Consider the following 18,438-nt stretch of genomic DNA (forward strand, 5'->3'; position numbering starts at 1 on the left):
TACGATAAAGAGAGTACTGTATGGAATGCCGTCCGGATTGTGGTGCATGCTGCACCGCGCCTTCAATCTCCAGTCCCATCCCTGGCATGCCTGATGGCAAACCTGCTAATACGCCATGCGTTCAGCTGGATGAATCCCTGCGTTGCAAAATTTTTGCTTCGCCGCTACGACCAAAAGTGTGCGGCGGTTTACAGCCCAGTGCGGAAATGTGCGGACAGACGACGCACCAGGCCATGGTTTATCTCATCGAGCTTGAAGCGCTGACCGCGCCTTAAACGTCCTTGATGCGCGCAAGGCACACGACGGTGGCGACGATCATCACCAGCGCAAACCAGAACACCGCGTGATAGTTCCAGATTTCAGCGGCAATCCCCGCCAGCGATCCGGCAATAATCCAGCCCACGCGAATGGTATTCGTATACAGGGTCGTTGCTGAGCCTGCCTGTCCTGGCATCAGATCCTGGAAATAGAGCATGCCAATTCCGCCGAGGATGCCGATATAAATCGCATTCAGCAGCTGTAAGCCAAGTAATATCGCCGGAGAGTGAGCCAGCAGCATACCGGCATAAAAGAAGAATCCGGCGACGACGGCAATTCTCATCAACAGACGTTTGCCCAGACGCTTTGCAAAATAGCCAGCAATCAACATGGTCGGGATTTCCAGTCCGGCAGCGGTACCCATCATGATGCCAGCCAGTTTTTCCGGCAGATGCAGTTCGTTGATGATAAACAGCGGCATATTAATGATATAGAGACTATTAGTGCCCCACATTAATGTGCAGATAACAAACAGCAGCAGCGTGTCGCGTCGATTGCGGCGCGGGGCTTCAACTGCGCCTGTTGCGAGCGGCACGTTTTTACTCATCGAGGGTAAAAATAACCAGACCATTACGCCGCAGACAACAAACGCCACCGCTGCGCTGAGATACATCACCGTAAAGCTGAACCCCATGGCCAGCGCGTAGGCCAGCGGTGGGCCAATTACCCAGGCCAGCGAAACCTGCGCACGTAATATTGAGCTGAACATGACAGCTTCCCGACCTGTGCGATCGGCGTGTTCACGGGCGAGAGCAAACATTTGCGGGTTGGCAGTCGATCCAAAGCTGCTGAGGAATACCCCGATAAACAGCAGAATAAAATAGTTACGGTTCCAGGCGAACAGCACGCAGGCCAGCATCCCCAGCACGCAGCAAAACACAATCAGGTTTTTGCGATCGCCTTTTTTATCCGAGCGCCCGGCCAGAAACTGACTCACCAAAATGCCGATCACGGCGCTGCCGGTAAAAAAGAACCCGACCATGCCGGGACGGGCATGGACTTCATCCGTCAGAAAAAGGCTAAGCGTTGGCGTCTGCAACGCACCGGCGATACCCGTCAGAAATGCGACAAGCAGGAACGCCGAAGACGTTAAATCAAACGCCTTGGGTGTGGCGGCTACGGGGGTGTTATGCATGTTTTGATATCAATGATGTGAAGAGACGCGGAGTTTACGCCGCTTGTCAGAAAATAAACAGGGAGCCAAATCAAAATCGGCATCAAAAATCAAAATAGCATTTCAGTCAAAGAATGCTGTTTGCTGACGTTGCTGAATCTGACAAGCTGACGCCGTTTTTCCGTCAGCAGTTTTTTCTCCCTCGCAGAGAAAATGTGCGTTATCTCTAAATTCAGCAAGTAATTTGTCAACTTTACTTGTGTGCTGAAGAAAAAAGAGCAAGACTTCTTGAAACGTTTCAGCGTCATCTCGCCATAACTGATGTAGTCAGGTGACGCCTTTTTTCTCATGTTAGCTGAATCGTTTCAAATCAGCGGGAGAGGAGAACCATGTTCCAGTTATCTGTTCAGGATATTCACCCGGGCGAACAGGCCGGGAATAAAGAAGAGGCTATTCGCCAGGTTGCCGCTGCCTTAGTGCAGGCGGGTAACGTCGCGGAAGGCTACGTCGATGGCATGCTGGCGCGCGAACAACAGACGTCCACGTTCCTCGGCAACGGTATTGCGATTCCTCACGGTACGACGGACACGCGCGATCAGGTGCTGAAAACCGGTGTGCAGGTTTTTCAGTTTCCGCAGGGCGTGACCTGGGGCGAAGGGCAGGTTGCTTATGTGGCAATCGGCATCGCCGCAAGCTCTGATGAACATCTCGGTTTACTGCGTCAGCTGACACACGTGCTGAGCGATGACTCCGTCGCTGAACAGCTGAAATCTGCGACCACGGCGGAAGAACTGCGTGCGCTGCTGATGGGCGAAAAGCAAAGCGAACAGCTGAAGCTTGATAACGAAACGCTGTCGCTGGATGTCGTGGCCAACTCGCTGGTGACGCTGCAGGCACTCAACGCGGCACGACTGAAAGAAGTCGGTGCGGTTGACGCCACCTTTGTGGCCAGAGCAATCAATGAGCAGCCGATGAATCTCGGTCAGGGGATCTGGCTGAATGACTGTGCTGAAGGCAACGTGCGTAGCGCTGTTGCGGTCAGCCGTGCAGCAACAACATTCGATGTAGAAGGTGAAGCGGCAGCCCTGCTGGTGACCGTCGCCATGAATGACGATCAACCGGTTGCCGTGCTGAAGCGCCTTGGCGATCTGCTGCTGAATAATAAAGCTGACCGTTTGTTGAAAGCCGATGCGGCAACGGTGCTGGCGCTGCTGACCAGCGATGACGCCTTAACTGATGATGTACTGAGCGCCGAATTTATTGTGCGCAATGAGCATGGTTTACATGCCCGCCCGGGCACCATGCTGGTGAATACGATTAAACAATTTAACAGTGAAATTACCGTGACAAATCTTGATGGAACCGGCAAACCGGCGAATGGACGCAGTCTGATGAAAGTTGTGGCATTAGGTGTGAAAAAAGGACATCACCTGCGCTTTACCGCCCAGGGCGAAGATGCTGAACAGGCGCTGAAGGCGATTGGCGAAGCCATCGCGGCAGGTCTGGGGGAGGGCGCGTAATGAGCAGACGTGTTGCGACTATAACCCTTAACCCGGCTTACGACCTGGTGGGTTTTTGCCCGGAAATTGAACGCGGTGAAGTGAACCTGGTTAAAACTACCGGTCTGCACGCGGCAGGGAAAGGAATTAACGTCGCTAAGGTTTTGAAGGATTTAGGTATCGATGTCACTGTGGGCGGCTTCCTGGGTAAAGACAACCAGGATGGTTTTCAGCAGTTGTTCAGCGAGCTGGGTATTGCCAACCGTTTTCAGGTTGTACAAGGGCGTACCCGTATCAACGTCAAACTGACCGAAAAAGACGGTGAAGTATCTGACTTTAATTTCTCCGGCTTTGAAGTCACCCCGGCTGACTGGGAACGCTTTGTGAATGACTCGCTGAGCTGGCTGGGCCAGTTCGACATGGTGTGCGTCAGCGGCAGTTTGCCGACCGGCGTGAGCCCGGAAGCCTTCACCGACTGGATGACGCGCCTGCGCAGTCAGTGTCCTTGCATTATCTTTGATAGTAGTCGTGAAGCGTTGGTGGCGGGTCTGAAAGCGGCACCGTGGCTGGTGAAACCAAACCGTCGTGAGCTGGAAATCTGGGCAGGCCGCAAACTGCCGGAAATGAAAGATGTGATTGATGCGGCGCATGCGCTGCGCGAGCAGGGTATTGCTCACGTGGTGATTTCACTCGGCGCGGAAGGTGCGCTGTGGGTTAACGCTTCAGGTGAATGGATTGCTAAACCGCCGTCAGTTGAGGTGGTCAGCACCGTCGGCGCGGGTGATTCAATGGTTGGCGGTCTGATTTACGGCCTGCTGATGCGTGAGTCCAGTGAACATACCCTGCGTCTGGCGACGGCTGTTGCCGCCCTGGCAGTAAGCCAAAGTAATGTAGGCATTACCGATCGTCCTCAGTTGGCCGCAATGATGGCGCGTGTCGACTTAAAACCGTTTAACTGACAGCAGGAGAGGCATAATGAAAACGCTGCTGATTATTGACGCTAATCTCGGCCAGGCTCGCGCTTACATGGCGAAAACCCTGCTTGGAGCGGCGGCACAGAAAGCACATCTGGAAATTATTGATAATCCGAATGATGCCGAACTGGCAATTGTTCTGGGCGATACGCTTCCTGCCGACAGTTCGCTGAACGGCAAAAAAGTCTGGCTGGGCGACATTGGTCGTGCGGTTGCGCACCCTGAACTGTTCCTCAGCGAAGCGAAGGGCCATGCAAAACCTTACAGTGCCCCGGTTGCAACAGCACCTGTGGCCAGCAGTGGTCCAAAACGTGTAGTGGCAGTGACGGCGTGTCCGACCGGTGTTGCTCATACGTTTATGGCTGCTGAAGCGATTGAAACAGAAGCGAAAAAACGTGGCTGGTGGGTGAAGGTTGAAACCCGAGGTTCTGTTGGCGCAGGCAATGCCATTACGCCGGAAGAAGTGGCTCAGGCGGATCTGGTGATTGTGGCAGCTGACATTGAAGTTGATCTGGCGAAGTTTGCCGGCAAACCGATGTACCGCACCTCTACGGGTCTTGCGTTGAAGAAAACCAAGCAGGAGCTGGACAAAGCGCTGGAAGAAGCAACACCGTACCAGCCAACCGGTAAAGCACAGACTTCAGCAACCGAAAGTACGAAAGAGAGCGCGGGGGCATATCGTCACCTGCTGACGGGCGTCTCTTACATGCTGCCGATGGTGGTTGCTGGCGGTCTGTGTATTGCACTCTCGTTCGCTTTTGGTATCGAAGCGTTTAAAGAGCAGGGTACGCTGGCGGCGGCGCTGATGCAGATTGGCGGTGGTTCAGCTTTTGCGCTGATGGTGCCGGTTTTGGCAGGTTATATCGCGTTTTCCATCGCTGACCGACCTGGTCTGACGCCGGGTCTTATCGGCGGTATGCTGGCGGTGAGCACCGGTTCCGGCTTTATTGGCGGGATTATTGCTGGTTTCCTTGCCGGTTATGTGGCGAAGCTTATCAGCACGAAGTTGAAACTCCCGCAGAGTATGGAAGCGCTGAAACCGATCCTGATCATTCCGCTGTTCTCAAGCCTGGTGGTTGGTCTGGCTATGATTTACCTGATCGGCAAACCGGTGGCTGGCATTCTGGAAGGTCTGACCCACTGGCTGCAAACCATGGGTACGGCGAATGCGGTGCTGCTTGGAGCGATTCTTGGCGGCATGATGTGTACCGATATGGGTGGTCCGGTTAACAAGGCGGCGTATGCTTTCGGTGTGGGTCTGCTGAGTACGCAAACTTATGCGCCGATGGCGGCCATCATGGCGGCAGGTATGGTACCCCCGCTGGCTCTGGGTTTAGCAACGCTGGTTGCGCGCCGTAAGTTCGACAAAGCGCAGCAGGAAGGCGGCAAAGCAGCGCTGGTACTGGGCCTGTGCTTTATCACCGAAGGGGCTATTCCATTCGCTGCACGTGACCCGATGCGCGTTCTGCCTTGCTGTATCGTTGGTGGTGCGATTACCGGTGCTATCTCGATGGCAGTGGGTGCGAAACTGATGGCGCCACACGGCGGGCTTTTCGTCCTGTTAATTCCAGGCGCAATTACGCCGGTACTGGGATACCTGCTGGCCATTATTGCCGGTACGCTGGTAGCCGGTCTCTCCTACGCGGTGCTGAAGCGCCCGGAAGATGAGGTTGTGGCAAAAGCGGCATGATTTAATGCTGACATCAGGGGCAGAGATTTCTCTGCCCCTTTTTTTATCGATTAACTGCTGCCTGAAGATAGATATGTAAAACGGTTCAGGCAATCATTGGCGCGATGATAAAACCAAAGGCCACGCCAGCAATGATCCCACCCAGTCCTGGCAGCATAAACGGATGGTTTAAGACATACTTGCCCACGCGTGTTGTCCCTGTGGTGTCGAACTCCATTGCCGCCAGCGAAGTCGGGTATGTTGGTAGAACAAACACCCCGGTTACCGCCACATAGGAGGCCAGAATCGCCCATGTAGGTACGCCAAGTGCAACGGCCAGAGGGATAATCAGCGGCGTTGTGGCGCCTTGCGAGTAGAGAAGTGCGCAGGTACCAAACAGCACCAGCGCCAACAGCATCGGATAAGCCCGTAGAATATCGCCTGCGATATCCTTAATCTCCGCTAAGTGGGCATCAATGAAGGTCGTTCCCAATGTAACAATCCCGAGAATGACGGCCAGTGAACTCATCCCTGCTCGAAATGTGGAGGTCAGGACAATAGCATCGGTTGATGTTTTGCATAACACCACCATCAGGCAAGCGGCAGATAACATACAAATAATGATGATATCCCGGGTATTCATTGGGTTGCCGGCATCAAATCCGGGGCGTAGCTGCGGGCAGGCGGCAAGAATAACGATGACGACCGTTGCCAACATGAACAAGGCGACTGAGAGTTTGGCACCCGGTACAGTGCTGTTTTGCCCTTCATATTTACGCACCAACCCTTTTTGCAGGCGTTCAAGATAGACTTCATCATCTTGTAGCTCGCATCCCTGACGTGAGGCGATAAAAGCGGCGATCATCGCGGCAACAAACGAAGCTGGCAGACATACCGCCATAACCTGGATAAAGGTGACACCGTTGCCTTCCATAATGGTCAGCATCGCCGCCATTGCGGCACTGATCGGCGAACCGGATATCGCCACCTGAGAGGCGACCACGGAGCCGGCGAGCGTACGAGAAGGGCGGATACCGGACTCTTTGGCGACTTCGGCAATCACCGGTAGGGTAGAAAATACAATGAACCCTGTTCCGGCCATAATGGTCATCGACCAGGTGATAATCGGTGCAATAATATTGATATATTTAGGATTACGCCGCATGAAATTACCGGCTACGCGAACCAGATAATCCATACCTCCGGCGGCCTGTAGCGCCGATGCTGCCACGACAACTGTCATAATAATGAGAATAACGTCAACGGGGGGCGAACCAATTTGTAGATCAAATCCCAACGTTAAAATAGCCAGCCCCAGCCCGCCGCATAAACCGATACCTATTCCGCCGAGGCGGATACCAAAAAATATTGCACCCAACACGACGATAATTTCTAACCAAACCATAATGGCCTCCGCCAGAGAATAATTTGTTATTAAAATAAGTGTTTGTTTAATGTTTTATTAAACTGGTGACGGCTGTTATTGCGCCAGAAGATGATGTTTGCCAACCCGCTTTTCGTACCATTTAATACCGGCGCGTACTAATGAACCGGTTGAGTCAATATATTTATCTGGTGAGTTTTTGACTGCGTTGGCAAGAATGACGGGGACTTCAGTACATCCCAGTACAATGACTTCTGCACCGCGTGAAAAGAGCATTTCAGCCTGTTCATTCATCAGCGTTTGTGCCCGCTTAAGATCGCCGGCTTTTAAGCAATAAATACTATCCATGACTTTTTCCTGACCGGATGAATCAGGGCTGACACAGGTTAAGCCAAGAGATTCTATGCCTTTTTGGTAGAGTCCCATGTAAAGGGTGGCGTTGGTAGCAAGTAAACCGATACGTGATTTTCCGCAGTTTTTGACTTCATCCATGGTGGTTTCAACGATACTGAGTAACTCTGTATGACAGCACTCTTTTAATTCATTAAACCAAAAGTGGGCAGTATTACAGGGGATCACAATACACTCCGCACCAGCATCTTCCAGTTTATGCATATAATCACGCATTGCCGGAAGTGGGGAATGACCATGATGCATTAACGCATCAGTTCGATCTGGAATATCAGGGATGGATGAAATAATTAATGGGATATGTTCCTGATCGCGTTGCGCTGCGGTAAAGGTGACGAATTTATTAAAAAGATCGACGGTTGCAGCAGGTCCCATACCACCAAGTACGCCAATTAAACCTTTCACAATATATACCTCTATTACCGATATTTAATATCAGGGCTGGTGTGTGTCTGGTGTCTATGTTTAACAGCAGTGTGTCGTGAGGAGAAATGCAATAATGTATGGTTCAATGCAAAAACTGCATGGGTGCAGTTTCTTTTGCCACCTCAGCAGGCCAGTAATCAGGCAGATGCCTGAAATTCCGCGGCGATAAGCTGTCGTGGTCGATGGGTAAAGAAACAGGTTAATGTCAAAAACGAAGGTTTTATGCAAAAAACGAATCAACAGATGCTGATGTTGAATATCATCTCTGGGCATATTCAGGCATGATGCTTAAGACTAATTGACATATTTAAACATCCGCGTGACAGGCATGAAAAATATCGAGACAAAATGGTTATATGACTTTTTGACGCTGGAAGCGTGTCGTCATTTTTCCCAGGCAGCGGAGGAGCGCAACCTATCCCAACCGGCATTTAGCCGGCGGATCAAGGCGCTCGAATCCGCCGTTGGGGTGTTGCTGTTTGACCGTACGACGAGTCCACTGCAGCTGACGGAGGAGGGTAAGTTATTCCATTCGCAGACCCGTAGCCTGCTGCAACAGCTGGAATGTAACTTAGATGAGCTTAGTGGTCACAACCTGCTTGGCGTTCCCAATATCAAAATAGCGGCAGCGCATTCTCTGTCGCTGACGATGTTGCCCAGATTAGTACATTCAATGTCAGCATGGGGTGAGGAGTTTGTATACCACGTCGAAGCGATTGACGTAGTCCAGGCAGTGAATACGCTGCGCGAGGGGAAAAGTGATTTCATTATCTCCTTTCGCGATGAAGACTTAATGCAGTCACCTTTCTGCGGCTTGAAGGTGTTTGAGTCTGAGCTGTATCCCGTCTGTGCTGCGGATTCACAGGGTAAGGCGTTGTTTGATATCTATCAGCCGCAGGTGCCGATACTGAACTATACCAGCACATCCTACATGGGAAGATTGGTTAACCGTCACCTGGCGGAGGTGGGTAGTATTTCGGCGCGTACGCTGTTTATGTCTTCGATGAGTGAGCTATTGAAGAATATGGCATTGGATGGGCATGGTATTGCCTGGCTGCCAGCGTGGACGATCGTGAACGAACTACGGGATAAACGCCTGGTTTGTCTGGACACGCCGGAGTTGATGGTGCCTATTCAGGCCTATATTTATAGAATGGATACCCGCCTGAATAAAACGGCTGAGCACTTCTGGCGGATTTTGTACAACCATATGCCAGAGGATCTGGTTTCGCTTAGTTGATACGCGCCAGTTCGCCTGGCGCGTCTGAAAAACCTTCGGTTATGACCAAAGATGCTTTTTAACCTGATCAATTTGTGTACTACCTCTCATTTTCTCTCTCCCTGACAAACTGTATCTATAAAAAATTGTGATTCTGTTCATATCTATCGACTTTATAGCTTGTGGATGGATTTACTTTGTCAAAAACACGCTTACTATGAACACATGTTTGATAGTGAACATGTGCTCTAATAACCTGATGTGTGGCGTTGGTTATTTTTAACGAACTCATTTGTGGCAAATTAATTGCCAAGGGACGTGCTATGCGTGAAAAGGAATACATCGTAACGATTGGCTCGGCCAATATGGATGTTGCTGGGTATTCGCATGCTTCTCTAAATTATGCGGATTCGAATCCAGGTAAGATAAAATTCACTCCCGGTGGCGTTGGACGCAATATCGCACATAATCTCGCGCTGCTGGGTAAAAATTCTTGGTTGCTAACAGCGGTTGGTAACGATTTTTATGGTCAATCATTATTGGCACAAACTAATCAATCAGGAGTACATGTCGACAAGTGTCTTATCGTTTCCGGAGAGAATACATCCAGTTATTTATCGCTGCTTGATAATACTGGTGAAATGCTGGTGGCTATTAATGATATGAGTATCACCGAGCATATTTCAGCAGAATTTTTATCACAGCATTTTGATTTTATTAGGCAGGCAAAAGTCATTATCGCCGATTGCAATATCAGCGAAGACGCTCTGGCATGGGTACTGGAAAACGCCGGAGATGTTCCGGTGTTTGTTGACCCGGTGTCGGCCTGGAAGTGCGTAAAAATTCGCGGCCGCCTTGCAAAAATTCACACCCTCAAACCAAACCGCCTTGAAGCCGAAACGCTCAGCGGTATTGCGCTTTCTGGGCGTGATGACGTTAGCAAAGTCGCCGCGTGGTTTCATGATCGCGGCTTAAACCGGCTGGTGCTCAGCATGGGCGGCGACGGCGTTTATTACAGTGATATTGCGGGGAGTTGTGGTTGGTCGCTCCCCATTAAAACTCGCGTCATTAATGTCACAGGGGCTGGTGATGCGATGATGGCTGGACTGGCCGCCTGCTGGGTAGACGGCATGCCCTTTATTGATTCGGTTCGATTTGCGCAGGGGTGTTCATCAATGGCATTAGCCTGTGAATATACCAATAACCCTGATTTGTCTGTTGCGAATGTTAGCTCAATAGTGGAGAACACAGAATGTCTGAATTAACTCTTTCCTCTGAATTATTACAAATATCACCAGAAGTCCAGGAAGCATTAAACAGTAAAAAACCGATTGTTGCGCTTGAATCAACCATTATTTCTCATGGAATGCCATTTCCGCAGAATGCTCAGACAGCGATTGAAGTAGAAGAAACTATTCGTAAGCACGGCGCTGTTCCTGCGACCATTGCCATTATCGGCGGAATAATGAAAGTAGGTTTAAGTAAAGATGAAATTGAATTGCTTGGACGAGAAGGACATAGCGTTACGAAAGTAAGTCGTCGTGATTTGCCATTTGTGGTCGCGGCAGGGAAAAATGGTGCCACCACCGTTGCCTCTACGATGATTATTGCCGCGCTGGCTGGAATTAAAGTATTTGCGACCGGGGGAATTGGTGGCGTTCATCGTGGTGCTGAACATACGTTTGATATTTCCGCGGATCTGCAGGAACTGGCACATACCAATGTCACGGTAATTTGTGCTGGTGCTAAATCTATTCTGGATCTTGGCTTAACGACTGAATATTTAGAAACCTTTGGCGTGCCGTTAATTGGATATCGAACCCAAGCGTTACCGGCATTTTTCTGTCGTACCAGTCCGTTTGAAGTCAGTATCCGTCTGGACAGCGCTAAAGAGATTGCCCGCGCGATGGCGGTGAAATGGCAAACGGGTCTTAATGGAGGCCTGGTTGTCGCTAATCCAATCCCGGAGCAGTTTGCCATGGCAGAAGAGAAAATTAATGCGGCAATAGATCGGGCGGTAAAAGAAGCGGAAGAGCAGGGCGTCGTGGGTAAAGAAAGTACGCCGTTCCTGCTGGCGCGAGTTGCGGAGCTGACCGGTGGCGACAGCCTGAAATCAAATATTCAACTGGTGTTCAACAACGCAGTGCTGGCCTGTGAAATTGCGAAGGAGTATCAACGCCTCGCCTGACAGAATTTCCCGGGCAGAATGCGGTCGCCCGCGAATATCAAACCTACCAAAACCTGGCGATAACGCCGGGTTTCCTGGCATGAAGGGAATTTCATTATGGATATAATGAGAAGTGTTGTGGGTATGGTGGTATTACTGGCCATCGCGTTTCTGCTGTCAGTAAATAAAAAATGTATTAGTCTGCGCACCGTTGGGGCTGCGCTGGTACTGCAAATTGCCATCGGCGGTATTATGCTCTATTTCCCGCCGGGAAAATGGCTGGTTGAACAGGCCGCGCTCGGCGTCCACAAGGTGATGTCATATAGTGACGCGGGTAGCGCATTTATCTTCGGCTCCCTGGTTGGGCCAAAAATGGATGTGCTGTTTGACGGGGCAGGGTTTATCTTCGCCTTCCGGGTGCTCCCGGCCATCATTTTTGTGACCGCACTCATCAGTCTGCTCTATTACATTGGCGTGATGGGGCTATTGATCCGCATCCTCGGCGGTATTTTCCAGAAGGCGTTGAACATCAGTAAGATCGAGTCATTTGTCGCAGTAACCACGATTTTCCTCGGGCAAAACGAGATCCCGGCAATCGTGAAACCGTTTATTGACCGCCTTAATCGTAATGAACTGTTTACCGCTATTTGTAGCGGGATGGCCTCGATTGCTGGCTCAATGATGATTGGTTACGCCGGAATGGGCGTCCCGATTGACTATTTGCTGGCGGCATCATTGATGGCAATCCCTGGCGGCATTTTGTTCGCCCGTATGCTGAGTCCGGCAACGGAAGAATCTCGCGTCACCTTTGAAAACCTGTCATTTACTGAAACACCACCGAAAAGCATCATCGAAGCGGCGGCCAGTGGGGCTATGACCGGGCTGAAGATTGCCGCAGGCGTTGCGACGGTGGTAATGGCATTTGTCGCCATTATCGCGCTGATTAACGGCATTATCGGCGGAATTGGCGGTTGGTTTGGTTTTGGACACGCCACTCTGGAAGGGATCTTTGGCTATGTGTTAGCCCCGCTGGCGTGGATTATGGGCGTGGACTGGAGCGATGCGACGCTGGCAGGTAGTCTGATTGGACAGAAGCTGGCGATCAACGAATTTGTCGCTTATCTCAACTTCTCGCCGTATCTGCAAACGGGCGGAACGCTGGACGTGAAGACCATCGCGATTATCTCGTTTGCGTTGTGTGGTTTCGCGAACTTCGGTTCGATTGGCGTCGTGGTCGGGGCATTTTCGGCGATTGCGCCACAGCGTGCGCCGGAAATCGCGCAACTTGGAATGCGTGCGCTGGCAGCAGCAACGCTGTCAAACCTGATGAGCGCCACAATAGCCGGTTTCTTTATCGGACTGGCATAAAATAAAGTTTGTAGGCCGGATAAGCGGCGCGCTATCCGGCAGACATTCAAGCTGTTTGCAGCAAATACAGAGCGTTATCCGCAGAGAGCGTTGGGTTGTTGATACTGACGCTGGCCCGCGATAATGCTGCGCAGGCCATGGCAAAGCGCGCGCTTTCACGAAACTCACTGCCTTCCAGAAAGCTGTACAGTAATCCCGCCATAAAAGCGTCATCGGCACCAAAACTGTCTACCACCGTATGCTCAGGCGGCGTCAATAAAAACTGTTCGCCGTCCTTTTCGCTGCAAAAAACGGATTCATCTTCCAGGCAGACAAAAATGCGTTTTACCCCTTGCTGATGCAGGCTATTGACGGCCAGTACGCGATCCGCATCAGTATGAATAGGTTGGCCCCATAAAATCGCAAGCTCTTTCTGCGTGGGTTTTAGCGTATGAATACGTGTAAACCAGGTTTTCATTTTTTCCGCTTTGAACTCTGAAACGGTGTCAATGAATACCGGAATATCATCGGCAATAGTAAAGACCCACTCAATGGCTTCGGCGGTCAGATTGCAATCGGCCAGTACGACACCGGAATGGCGAATCAAATCTCGCGAACCGTTAAGCAACTGCGGCGTCAATTGTTGCAGGATATGGGTATCGTTAATGGCCAGTACGGTCTCTTCCTGTTGATTAGCGATCGACAGGTAGGTTGAGGTGTTGTGTCCATGCAGACGAATGCAGCTGGAAACGTTAACCCCAGCCTGACGCGTTTGTTCCAGCAATGTTTCGCCATAGAAGTCACTGCCAACAGCGGAAATTAAATGTACGTCGCGGCCCAACAGCGCCAGGTTGTGGGCGATGTTACGTCCTACACCGCCTGCTGAGCAATGAATGCTGCCAGGGTTAGAGGCTGCCTGCGGATAATGGATGTCTGCAACACCCCGGATATCCATGTTGATAGCACCGACAACCACGCAATAATCCTGTTCGGTAAGGATATAACCTTTACCTTTGATCATGCCTTTACGCATTAAATCCATAATATGCGCAGCGACGCGTGAACGGCTGATCTGCAAAATATCGGCGATTTCATTCTGCTGAATCAACGGATTGCGGCGCAGGATCTTAAGGATCTGCTTTTCCCTGTCGTTCATGATTAGGCCACCGCTTTTTCAGTTTGCTGGGCTTTCAGCCAGGCAATCTCTTCTGCCCAAATGTCCGGATTAATGGTTTCCAACACCAGCGGAATGCCGTCAAAACGATTGTCCTGCATGATCCAACGGAAGGCATCGTGGCCAATATTGCCTTCACCTAAGCTGTGGTGACGGTCAACGCGGCTGCCAAACGTGCTCTTGGCGTCGTTCAGGTGCATACCGCGCAGATACTTGAAGCCGACAATTCGTTCAAATTCCGCAAAGGTCTTTTCGCATTCCTCAACGGAACGCAAATCGTAACCGGCCGCGAAGGCGTGGCAGGTATCAATACAGACGCCGACACGGGATTTATCTTCTACGCCGTCGATAATGGCGGCCAGGTGCTCAAACTTAAAGCCAAGGTTGCTGCCCTGTCCGGCGGTATTTTCAATGACCGCCGTAACGCCCTGGGTCTGGGCGAGGGCGATATTGATCGATTCCGCAATGCGCGCCAGACATTCATCTTCCGGAATCTGCATCAAATGGCTGCCCGGGTGAAAGTTAAGCAGGGATAAGCCAAGCTGTTCGCAGCGTTGCATTTCATCAAGAAACGCGTCACGCGATTTTTCCAGCGCATCGCTGACCGGGTGGCCGAGGTTAATCAGGTAGCTGTCGTGAGGCAGGATTTGCGCGGAAGTATAGTGATACTTCTCGCAGGCAGATTTGAAATCATCAATGATTTCGGAGGTCAGCGGCGCAGCACGCCACTGACGCTGATTCTTGGTGAACAGGGCGAATGCGGTCGCTTCGATTTCTGCGGCTCGAATAGCGGCGTTAGCCAGACCGCCAGCGGCGCTTACGTGCGCTCCGATGTATTTCATAAATTAAACCCGCCATACTCAAATGCAAAAGGAGGAAGTATAGCGGGTTAATGGAGGTGAGTCGTGCTCGTTTATGCCATCAGCGCGTGGATAGCGAGGTTAATCGCGCCACCGCCTACAATCAGCCAGACAAACAGCAGCAGGGCCATCAGTAACGGTTTAGCACCGGCTTTTTTCAGGGCGCTAACGTGAGTGGTCAGCCCCAGTGCGGCCATCGCCATTGCCAGCAAAATGGTATCCAGTGTTACCAGCATGTTCACTACCGACTGCGGCAGAAAGTGGAACGAGTTAAAAATCGCGACCACAATAAACAGGATGGCAAACCACGGAATGGTGATTTTGCTCTTCTCACCACCGGAGGCCGGAGACAGCTGTTTAACGCGAGCGGCCAACAGGATAAGGAACGGTGCCAGCATCATGACGCGCAGCATTTTGGCAATAACTGCGGCATTTTCCGCATCCGGATTAATGGCGTGACCGGCAGCCACAACCTGAGCGACTTCATGCATGGTGGAACCAATGTAAATGCCGTAGGTTTCCGGGCTAAACCAGTGTGCCAGCAGCGGATACATTGCCGGATACAGGAAGATAGCGATGGTACCGAAGATCACTACGGTGGCGACAGCGACGGTTACCTTACTGGCTTCCGCTTTCACTACAGGCTCGGTTGCCAACACGGCGGCGGCACCACAAATGCTGCTCCCCGCGCCAATCAGCCAACTGGTGTGGCGGTCCAGACCAAACACTTTTTGCCCCAGGAAACAGGCAATCATAAAGGTACTGCTTAGCGTTAACACATCAATCACGATACCGCTGACGCCGACGTCAGCAATTTGCGCGAAGGTGAGGCGGAAGCCGTAGAGGATGATCCCCAGACGTAATAAATGTTGTTTAGCAAACAGCACACCGCCGTCACAGCTTTTCCAGATGTGCGGATAGACGGTGTTGCCGAGAACCATCCCCAGTAAGATTGCTAAGGTGAGGGCGCTGAACCCGGCACCTGCAACGGCGGGAATGGATCCACCCCATAAGGCGACCCCAGTGATAACTGCACTCAGGGCGAGCCCCGGAATAAAATGCCACGCTGTACGACGATGAGTCTGCAAGGTGAGTTCTGTCATATCCTTCTCCTTTATCTGGGTAAAAGAGTACGGCGAAGTGGTTTAAAAATAAAATTGATTATATATTTATAATTAATCTATATAAGTGGTATACCCGTCATACTTCAGGTTGCATGTGCGCTGGCTGCAACTCGAATTATTTAGGGTATAAGTAACGGTTATCCGGTGGAAAACGACTATGCATATCACCCTGCGACAACTTGAAGTGTTTGCTGAGGTATTAAAAAGCGGCTCAACGACCCAGGCGTCTGTCATGCTGGCATTGTCGCAGTCGGCGGTGAGTGCGGCACTTACCGATCTGGAAGGGCAACTCGGCGTGCAACTGTTTGACCGTGTTGGTAAACGACTGGTGGTCAACGAACACGGGCGCTTGCTCTACCCACGGGCGCTGGCGCTACTTGAGCAAACGACCGAAATCGAACAGCTTTTCCGCGAAGATAATGGCGCTATCCGGGTTTATGCCAGTAGCACCATTGGCAACTATATTCTCCCTGCCATGATCGCCCGCTATCGGCATGATTTCCCCGATTTGCCGCTGGAGCTTAGCGTGGGCAACAGCCAGGACGTGATCAATGCGGTGCTGGATTTCCGGGTAGACATCGGGCTGATTGAAGGGCCGTGTCACAGTACGGAAATTATCTCTGAACCGTGGCTGGAAGACGAGCTGGTGGTGTTCGCCGCACCGTCGTCACCGCTTACAAAGGGACCCGTTACGCTGGAACAACTGGCTGCTTCGCCGTGGATCCTGCGTGAACGAGGATCGGGTACGCGTGAACTGGTGGATTACCTGCTGTTGTCTCATTTGCCGAGATTTCAGATGGCAATGGAGTTGGGTAACTCCGAGGCCATTAAGCATGCGGTGCGCCATGGCCTCGGGATCAGCTGTTTGTCACGGCGGGTCATTGCCGAGCAGTTACAGGCGGGAACGCTGAGCGAAGTTCCTGTGCCGCTTCCACGTTTGGTCCGCACGCTGTGGCGTGTTCATCATCGACAAAAACATATCTCCAATGCCATTACGCGCTTTTTGCGCTACAGCGACCAGGTAGAGCAGGGGGAATAGGACGTTCACTGTCGTAATGACTCCTTTTTGCATAATGGCGGTTACGTTTTAACCGCCTTGCACCCTCTATTTTCTGCTTTACTTATAATCCGCGGCCAGTCATGAAGGTCTCTTATAACAGCGCATTTGTGCCGGAAGAATGCCGTTTCGTCTGCTACAATCGCGCCTCATTTTTTGGATGGATAGCATTTTCACATGGTTTCCGAAACTAAAACCACAGAAGCGCCCACGCTACGTCGTGAACTGAAGGCGCGTCACCTGACGATGATTGCCATTGGAGGCTCCATCGGTACAGGTCTTTTCGTTGCATCTGGTGCAACTATTTCTGCAGCGGGTCCTGGCGGCGCGTTGTTCTCTTATATTCTGATCGGTCTGATGGTGTATTTCCTGATGACCAGCCTCGGTGAACTGGCGGCCTATATGCCGGTTTCTGGCTCGTTTTCCACCTACGGTCAGAACTACGTAGAAGAAGGCTTTGGCTTCGCGCTGGGCTGGAACTACTGGTACAACTGGGCGGTAACGATTGCCGTTGACCTGGTGGCCGCACAGCTGGTGATGAGCTGGTGGTTCCCGGACACGCCGGGTTGGATCTGGAGTGCGCTGTTCCTCGGCGTGATCTTCCTGCTGAACTACATTTCCGTTCGCGGATTTGGTGAAGCGGAATATTGGTTCTCACTGATCAAAGTTACCACCGTCATTATCTTCATCGTAGTTGGCGTAATGATGATTTTCGGTATCTTCAAAGGCGCTCAGCCGGTGGGCTGGAGCAACTGGACGACCGGTGATGCACCGTTTGCCGGTGGTTTTGCTGCGATGATTGGTGTGGCGATGATCGTCGGCTTCTCCTTCCAGGGGACGGAGCTTATCGGTATCGCGGCAGGTGAATCTGAAGATCCTGAAAAGAACATTCCACGTGCGGTACGTCAGGTATTCTGGCGAATCCTGCTGTTCTATGTGTTCGCGATTTTGATTATCAGCCTGATTATTCCGTACACCGATCCAAGCCTGCTGCGTAACGATGTGAAAGACATCAGCGTTAGCCCGTTCACGCTGGTATTCCAGCATGCGGGTCTGCTGTCTGCGGCAGCGGTGATGAACGCTGTTATCCTGACGGCGGTGCTGTCTGCAGGTAACTCCGGGATGTACGCTTCCACGCGTATGCTTTACACCCTGGCATGTGACGGTAAAGCGCCACGTATTTTCGGCAAACTGTCTCGCGGCGGCGTACCGCGTAACGCGCTGTATGCGACCACCGTGGTGGCGGGGCTGTGCTTCCTGACCTCGATGTTTGGCAATCAGACCGTATACCTGTGGCTGCTGAATACTTCCGGAATGACGGGCTTTATCGCCTGGCTGGGGATCGCCATTAGCCACTATCGCTTCCGTCGCGGTTATGTGCTGCAGGGCCACGATGTGAAGGATCTGCCGTACCGTTCTGGCTTCTTCCCGCTGGGTCCGATCTTCGCCTTTGTGCTGTGCCTGATTATCACTCTCGGCCAGAACTACGAAGCGTTCCTGAAAGACAGCATTGACTGGGGCGGCGTGATGGCTACCTATATTGGTATCCCGCTGTTCCTGATTATCTGGTTTGGCTATAAGCTGACCAAAGGAACCCATTTTGTTCGCTACAGCGAAATGAAATTCCCGGGTCGCGTAAAAAAATAACAGTATAAAAAGCATAACAAAAACCCCGACATGATGAGTGCCGGGGTT

General features: G+C 51.5%; 16 protein-coding genes. 10 read left to right on the forward strand and 6 right to left on the reverse strand.

All coding sequences use genetic code 11. The features are described from left to right. The first annotated feature begins 20 nt into the window (after positions 1 to 20). On the forward strand, positions 21 to 275 hold the full coding sequence (locus tag OGV98_RS05570; protein ID WP_003027451.1) for a YkgJ family cysteine cluster protein: 255 nt from the start codon (positions 21 to 23) through the stop codon (positions 273 to 275). Here the strand turns inward: OGV98_RS05570 and setB are convergent. Then, a complete protein-coding gene (gene setB, locus OGV98_RS05575; RefSeq protein WP_016150664.1) occupies positions 272 to 1,453 on the reverse strand; it encodes a sugar efflux transporter SetB in 1,182 nt (393 codons plus the stop codon). The two genes, OGV98_RS05570 and setB, sit on opposite strands and share 4 nt — an antisense overlap. Before the next feature lie 368 nt (positions 1,454 to 1,821). On the opposite strand from setB, the gene fruB reads away from it, so the two are divergent. The 3 genes from fruB to fruA are packed head-to-tail and all read left to right on the forward strand — an operon-like array spanning position 1,822 to position 5,595. After that, the gene (fruB, locus tag OGV98_RS05580) at positions 1,822 to 2,952 is read left to right on the forward strand and encodes a fused PTS fructose transporter subunit IIA/HPr protein (RefSeq protein ID WP_044711441.1); all 1,131 of its coding nucleotides are present in this window, start codon (positions 1,822 to 1,824) and stop codon (positions 2,950 to 2,952) included. After that, complete coding sequence (gene fruK / locus OGV98_RS05585) at positions 2,952 to 3,890, forward strand: 1-phosphofructokinase (protein WP_003027446.1); 939 nt, start codon at positions 2,952 to 2,954, stop codon at positions 3,888 to 3,890. The genes fruB and fruK overlap by 1 nt, the downstream gene beginning before the upstream one ends. Before the next feature lie 16 nt (positions 3,891 to 3,906). Next, positions 3,907 to 5,595 (forward strand): PTS fructose transporter subunit IIBC, encoded by a 1,689-nt coding sequence (gene fruA / locus OGV98_RS05590; RefSeq protein WP_202581156.1) that lies wholly within the window; start codon positions 3,907 to 3,909, stop codon positions 5,593 to 5,595. Positions 5,596 to 5,680: 85 nt separating this feature from the next. Here fruA and OGV98_RS05595 read toward each other — a convergent pair whose 3' ends face one another. Together OGV98_RS05595 and cuyB are read right to left on the reverse strand one after the other, a co-directional pair. Then, entirely contained in the window at positions 5,681 to 6,979 is a 1,299-nt protein-coding gene (locus OGV98_RS05595; protein ID WP_202581157.1) for an anaerobic C4-dicarboxylate transporter, read from the reverse strand. 75 nt (positions 6,980 to 7,054) lie between these two features. Next, on the reverse strand, positions 7,055 to 7,774 hold the full coding sequence (gene cuyB / locus OGV98_RS05600; RefSeq protein ID WP_003840089.1) for a cysteate racemase: 720 nt from the start codon (positions 7,772 to 7,774) through the stop codon (positions 7,055 to 7,057). 349 nt (positions 7,775 to 8,123) lie between these two features. On the opposite strand from cuyB, the gene hypT reads away from it, so the two are divergent. The 4 genes from hypT (at position 8,124) to OGV98_RS05620 (ending at position 12,549) form a co-directional block, all read left to right on the forward strand. Then, positions 8,124 to 9,035 (forward strand): hypochlorite stress DNA-binding transcriptional regulator HypT, encoded by a 912-nt coding sequence (hypT, locus tag OGV98_RS05605; protein WP_003840090.1) that lies wholly within the window; start codon positions 8,124 to 8,126, stop codon positions 9,033 to 9,035. 302 nt (positions 9,036 to 9,337) lie between these two features. Continuing rightward, positions 9,338 to 10,279 carry a pseudouridine kinase gene (locus OGV98_RS05610; protein WP_003845170.1) on the forward strand — a complete coding sequence of 314 codons (942 nt, stop codon included), beginning with the start codon at positions 9,338 to 9,340 and terminating at the stop codon, positions 10,277 to 10,279. Continuing rightward, a complete protein-coding gene (locus OGV98_RS05615) occupies positions 10,267 to 11,202 on the forward strand; it encodes a pseudouridine-5'-phosphate glycosidase (RefSeq protein WP_003027432.1) in 936 nt (311 codons plus the stop codon). Before OGV98_RS05610 ends, OGV98_RS05615 begins: the two co-directional genes overlap by 13 nt. A gap of 96 nt (positions 11,203 to 11,298) precedes the next feature. Then, positions 11,299 to 12,549: a NupC/NupG family nucleoside CNT transporter gene (locus OGV98_RS05620; RefSeq protein ID WP_048232390.1), complete on the forward strand. Its 1,251-nt coding sequence runs from the start codon at positions 11,299 to 11,301 to the stop codon at positions 12,547 to 12,549. 46 nt (positions 12,550 to 12,595) lie between these two features. Here the strand turns inward: OGV98_RS05620 and OGV98_RS05625 are convergent, their stop codons facing one another. The 3 genes from OGV98_RS05625 to OGV98_RS05635 all read right to left on the reverse strand — a co-directional run bounded on the left by OGV98_RS05625 (position 12,596) and on the right by OGV98_RS05635 (position 15,665). Continuing rightward, positions 12,596 to 13,684, reverse strand: coding sequence for a sugar kinase (locus OGV98_RS05625; protein ID WP_003027430.1), 1,089 nt, complete (start codon positions 13,682 to 13,684; stop codon positions 12,596 to 12,598). A 2-nt stretch (positions 13,685 to 13,686) separates the two neighbouring features. Further along, positions 13,687 to 14,544 carry a deoxyribonuclease IV gene (gene nfo, locus OGV98_RS05630; RefSeq protein ID WP_016150659.1) on the reverse strand — a complete coding sequence of 286 codons (858 nt, stop codon included), beginning with the start codon at positions 14,542 to 14,544 and terminating at the stop codon, positions 13,687 to 13,689. Between the two features lie 71 nt (positions 14,545 to 14,615). Continuing rightward, positions 14,616 to 15,665, reverse strand: a complete 1,050-nt coding sequence (locus OGV98_RS05635; protein WP_003027424.1) for a YeiH family protein — start codon at positions 15,663 to 15,665, stop codon at positions 14,616 to 14,618. 178 nt (positions 15,666 to 15,843) lie between these two features. On the opposite strand from OGV98_RS05635, the gene yieE reads away from it, so the two are divergent. Together yieE and lysP are read left to right on the forward strand one after the other, a co-directional pair. Further along, entirely contained in the window at positions 15,844 to 16,725 is an 882-nt protein-coding gene (gene yieE / locus OGV98_RS05640) for a DNA-binding transcriptional regulator YeiE (RefSeq protein WP_003027421.1), read from the forward strand. A gap of 195 nt (positions 16,726 to 16,920) precedes the next feature. Next, on the forward strand, positions 16,921 to 18,390 hold the full coding sequence (gene lysP / locus OGV98_RS05645; protein WP_003027419.1) for a lysine-specific permease: 1,470 nt from the start codon (positions 16,921 to 16,923) through the stop codon (positions 18,388 to 18,390). The last annotated feature ends 48 nt before the right edge of the window (positions 18,391 to 18,438 follow it).

The organism is Citrobacter sp. Cf136 (genome assembly GCF_030333815.1).
Taxonomy (GTDB): Bacteria; Pseudomonadota; Gammaproteobacteria; order Enterobacterales; family Enterobacteriaceae; genus Citrobacter; species Citrobacter freundii.

Bases quoted from the DNA above. Each gene is read 5' to 3' on its own strand.
- OGV98_RS05570 (WP_003027451.1), top strand. From the start codon at position 21: ATGGAATGCCGTCCGGATTGTGGTGCATGCTGCACCGCGCCTTCAATC.
- lysP (WP_003027419.1), top strand. From the start codon at position 16,921: ATGGTTTCCGAAACTAAAACCACAGAAGCGCCCACGCTACGTCGTGAA.
- OGV98_RS05625 (WP_003027430.1), bottom strand. From the start codon at position 13,684: ATGAACGACAGGGAAAAGCAGATCCTTAAGATCCTGCGCCGCAATCCG.
- OGV98_RS05620 (WP_048232390.1), top strand. From the start codon at position 11,299: ATGGATATAATGAGAAGTGTTGTGGGTATGGTGGTATTACTGGCCATC.
- fruB (WP_044711441.1), top strand. From the start codon at position 1,822: ATGTTCCAGTTATCTGTTCAGGATATTCACCCGGGCGAACAGGCCGGG.
- OGV98_RS05610 (WP_003845170.1), top strand. From the start codon at position 9,338: ATGCGTGAAAAGGAATACATCGTAACGATTGGCTCGGCCAATATGGAT.
- OGV98_RS05615 (WP_003027432.1), top strand. From the start codon at position 10,267: ATGTCTGAATTAACTCTTTCCTCTGAATTATTACAAATATCACCAGAA.
- OGV98_RS05595 (WP_202581157.1), bottom strand. From the start codon at position 6,979: ATGGTTTGGTTAGAAATTATCGTCGTGTTGGGTGCAATATTTTTTGGT.
- setB (WP_016150664.1), bottom strand. From the start codon at position 1,453: ATGCATAACACCCCCGTAGCCGCCACACCCAAGGCGTTTGATTTAACG.
- nfo (WP_016150659.1), bottom strand. From the start codon at position 14,544: ATGAAATACATCGGAGCGCACGTAAGCGCCGCTGGCGGTCTGGCTAAC.
- fruA (WP_202581156.1), top strand. From the start codon at position 3,907: ATGAAAACGCTGCTGATTATTGACGCTAATCTCGGCCAGGCTCGCGCT.
- OGV98_RS05635 (WP_003027424.1), bottom strand. From the start codon at position 15,665: ATGACAGAACTCACCTTGCAGACTCATCGTCGTACAGCGTGGCATTTT.
- hypT (WP_003840090.1), top strand. From the start codon at position 8,124: ATGAAAAATATCGAGACAAAATGGTTATATGACTTTTTGACGCTGGAA.
- fruK (WP_003027446.1), top strand. From the start codon at position 2,952: ATGAGCAGACGTGTTGCGACTATAACCCTTAACCCGGCTTACGACCTG.
- yieE (WP_003027421.1), top strand. From the start codon at position 15,844: ATGCATATCACCCTGCGACAACTTGAAGTGTTTGCTGAGGTATTAAAA.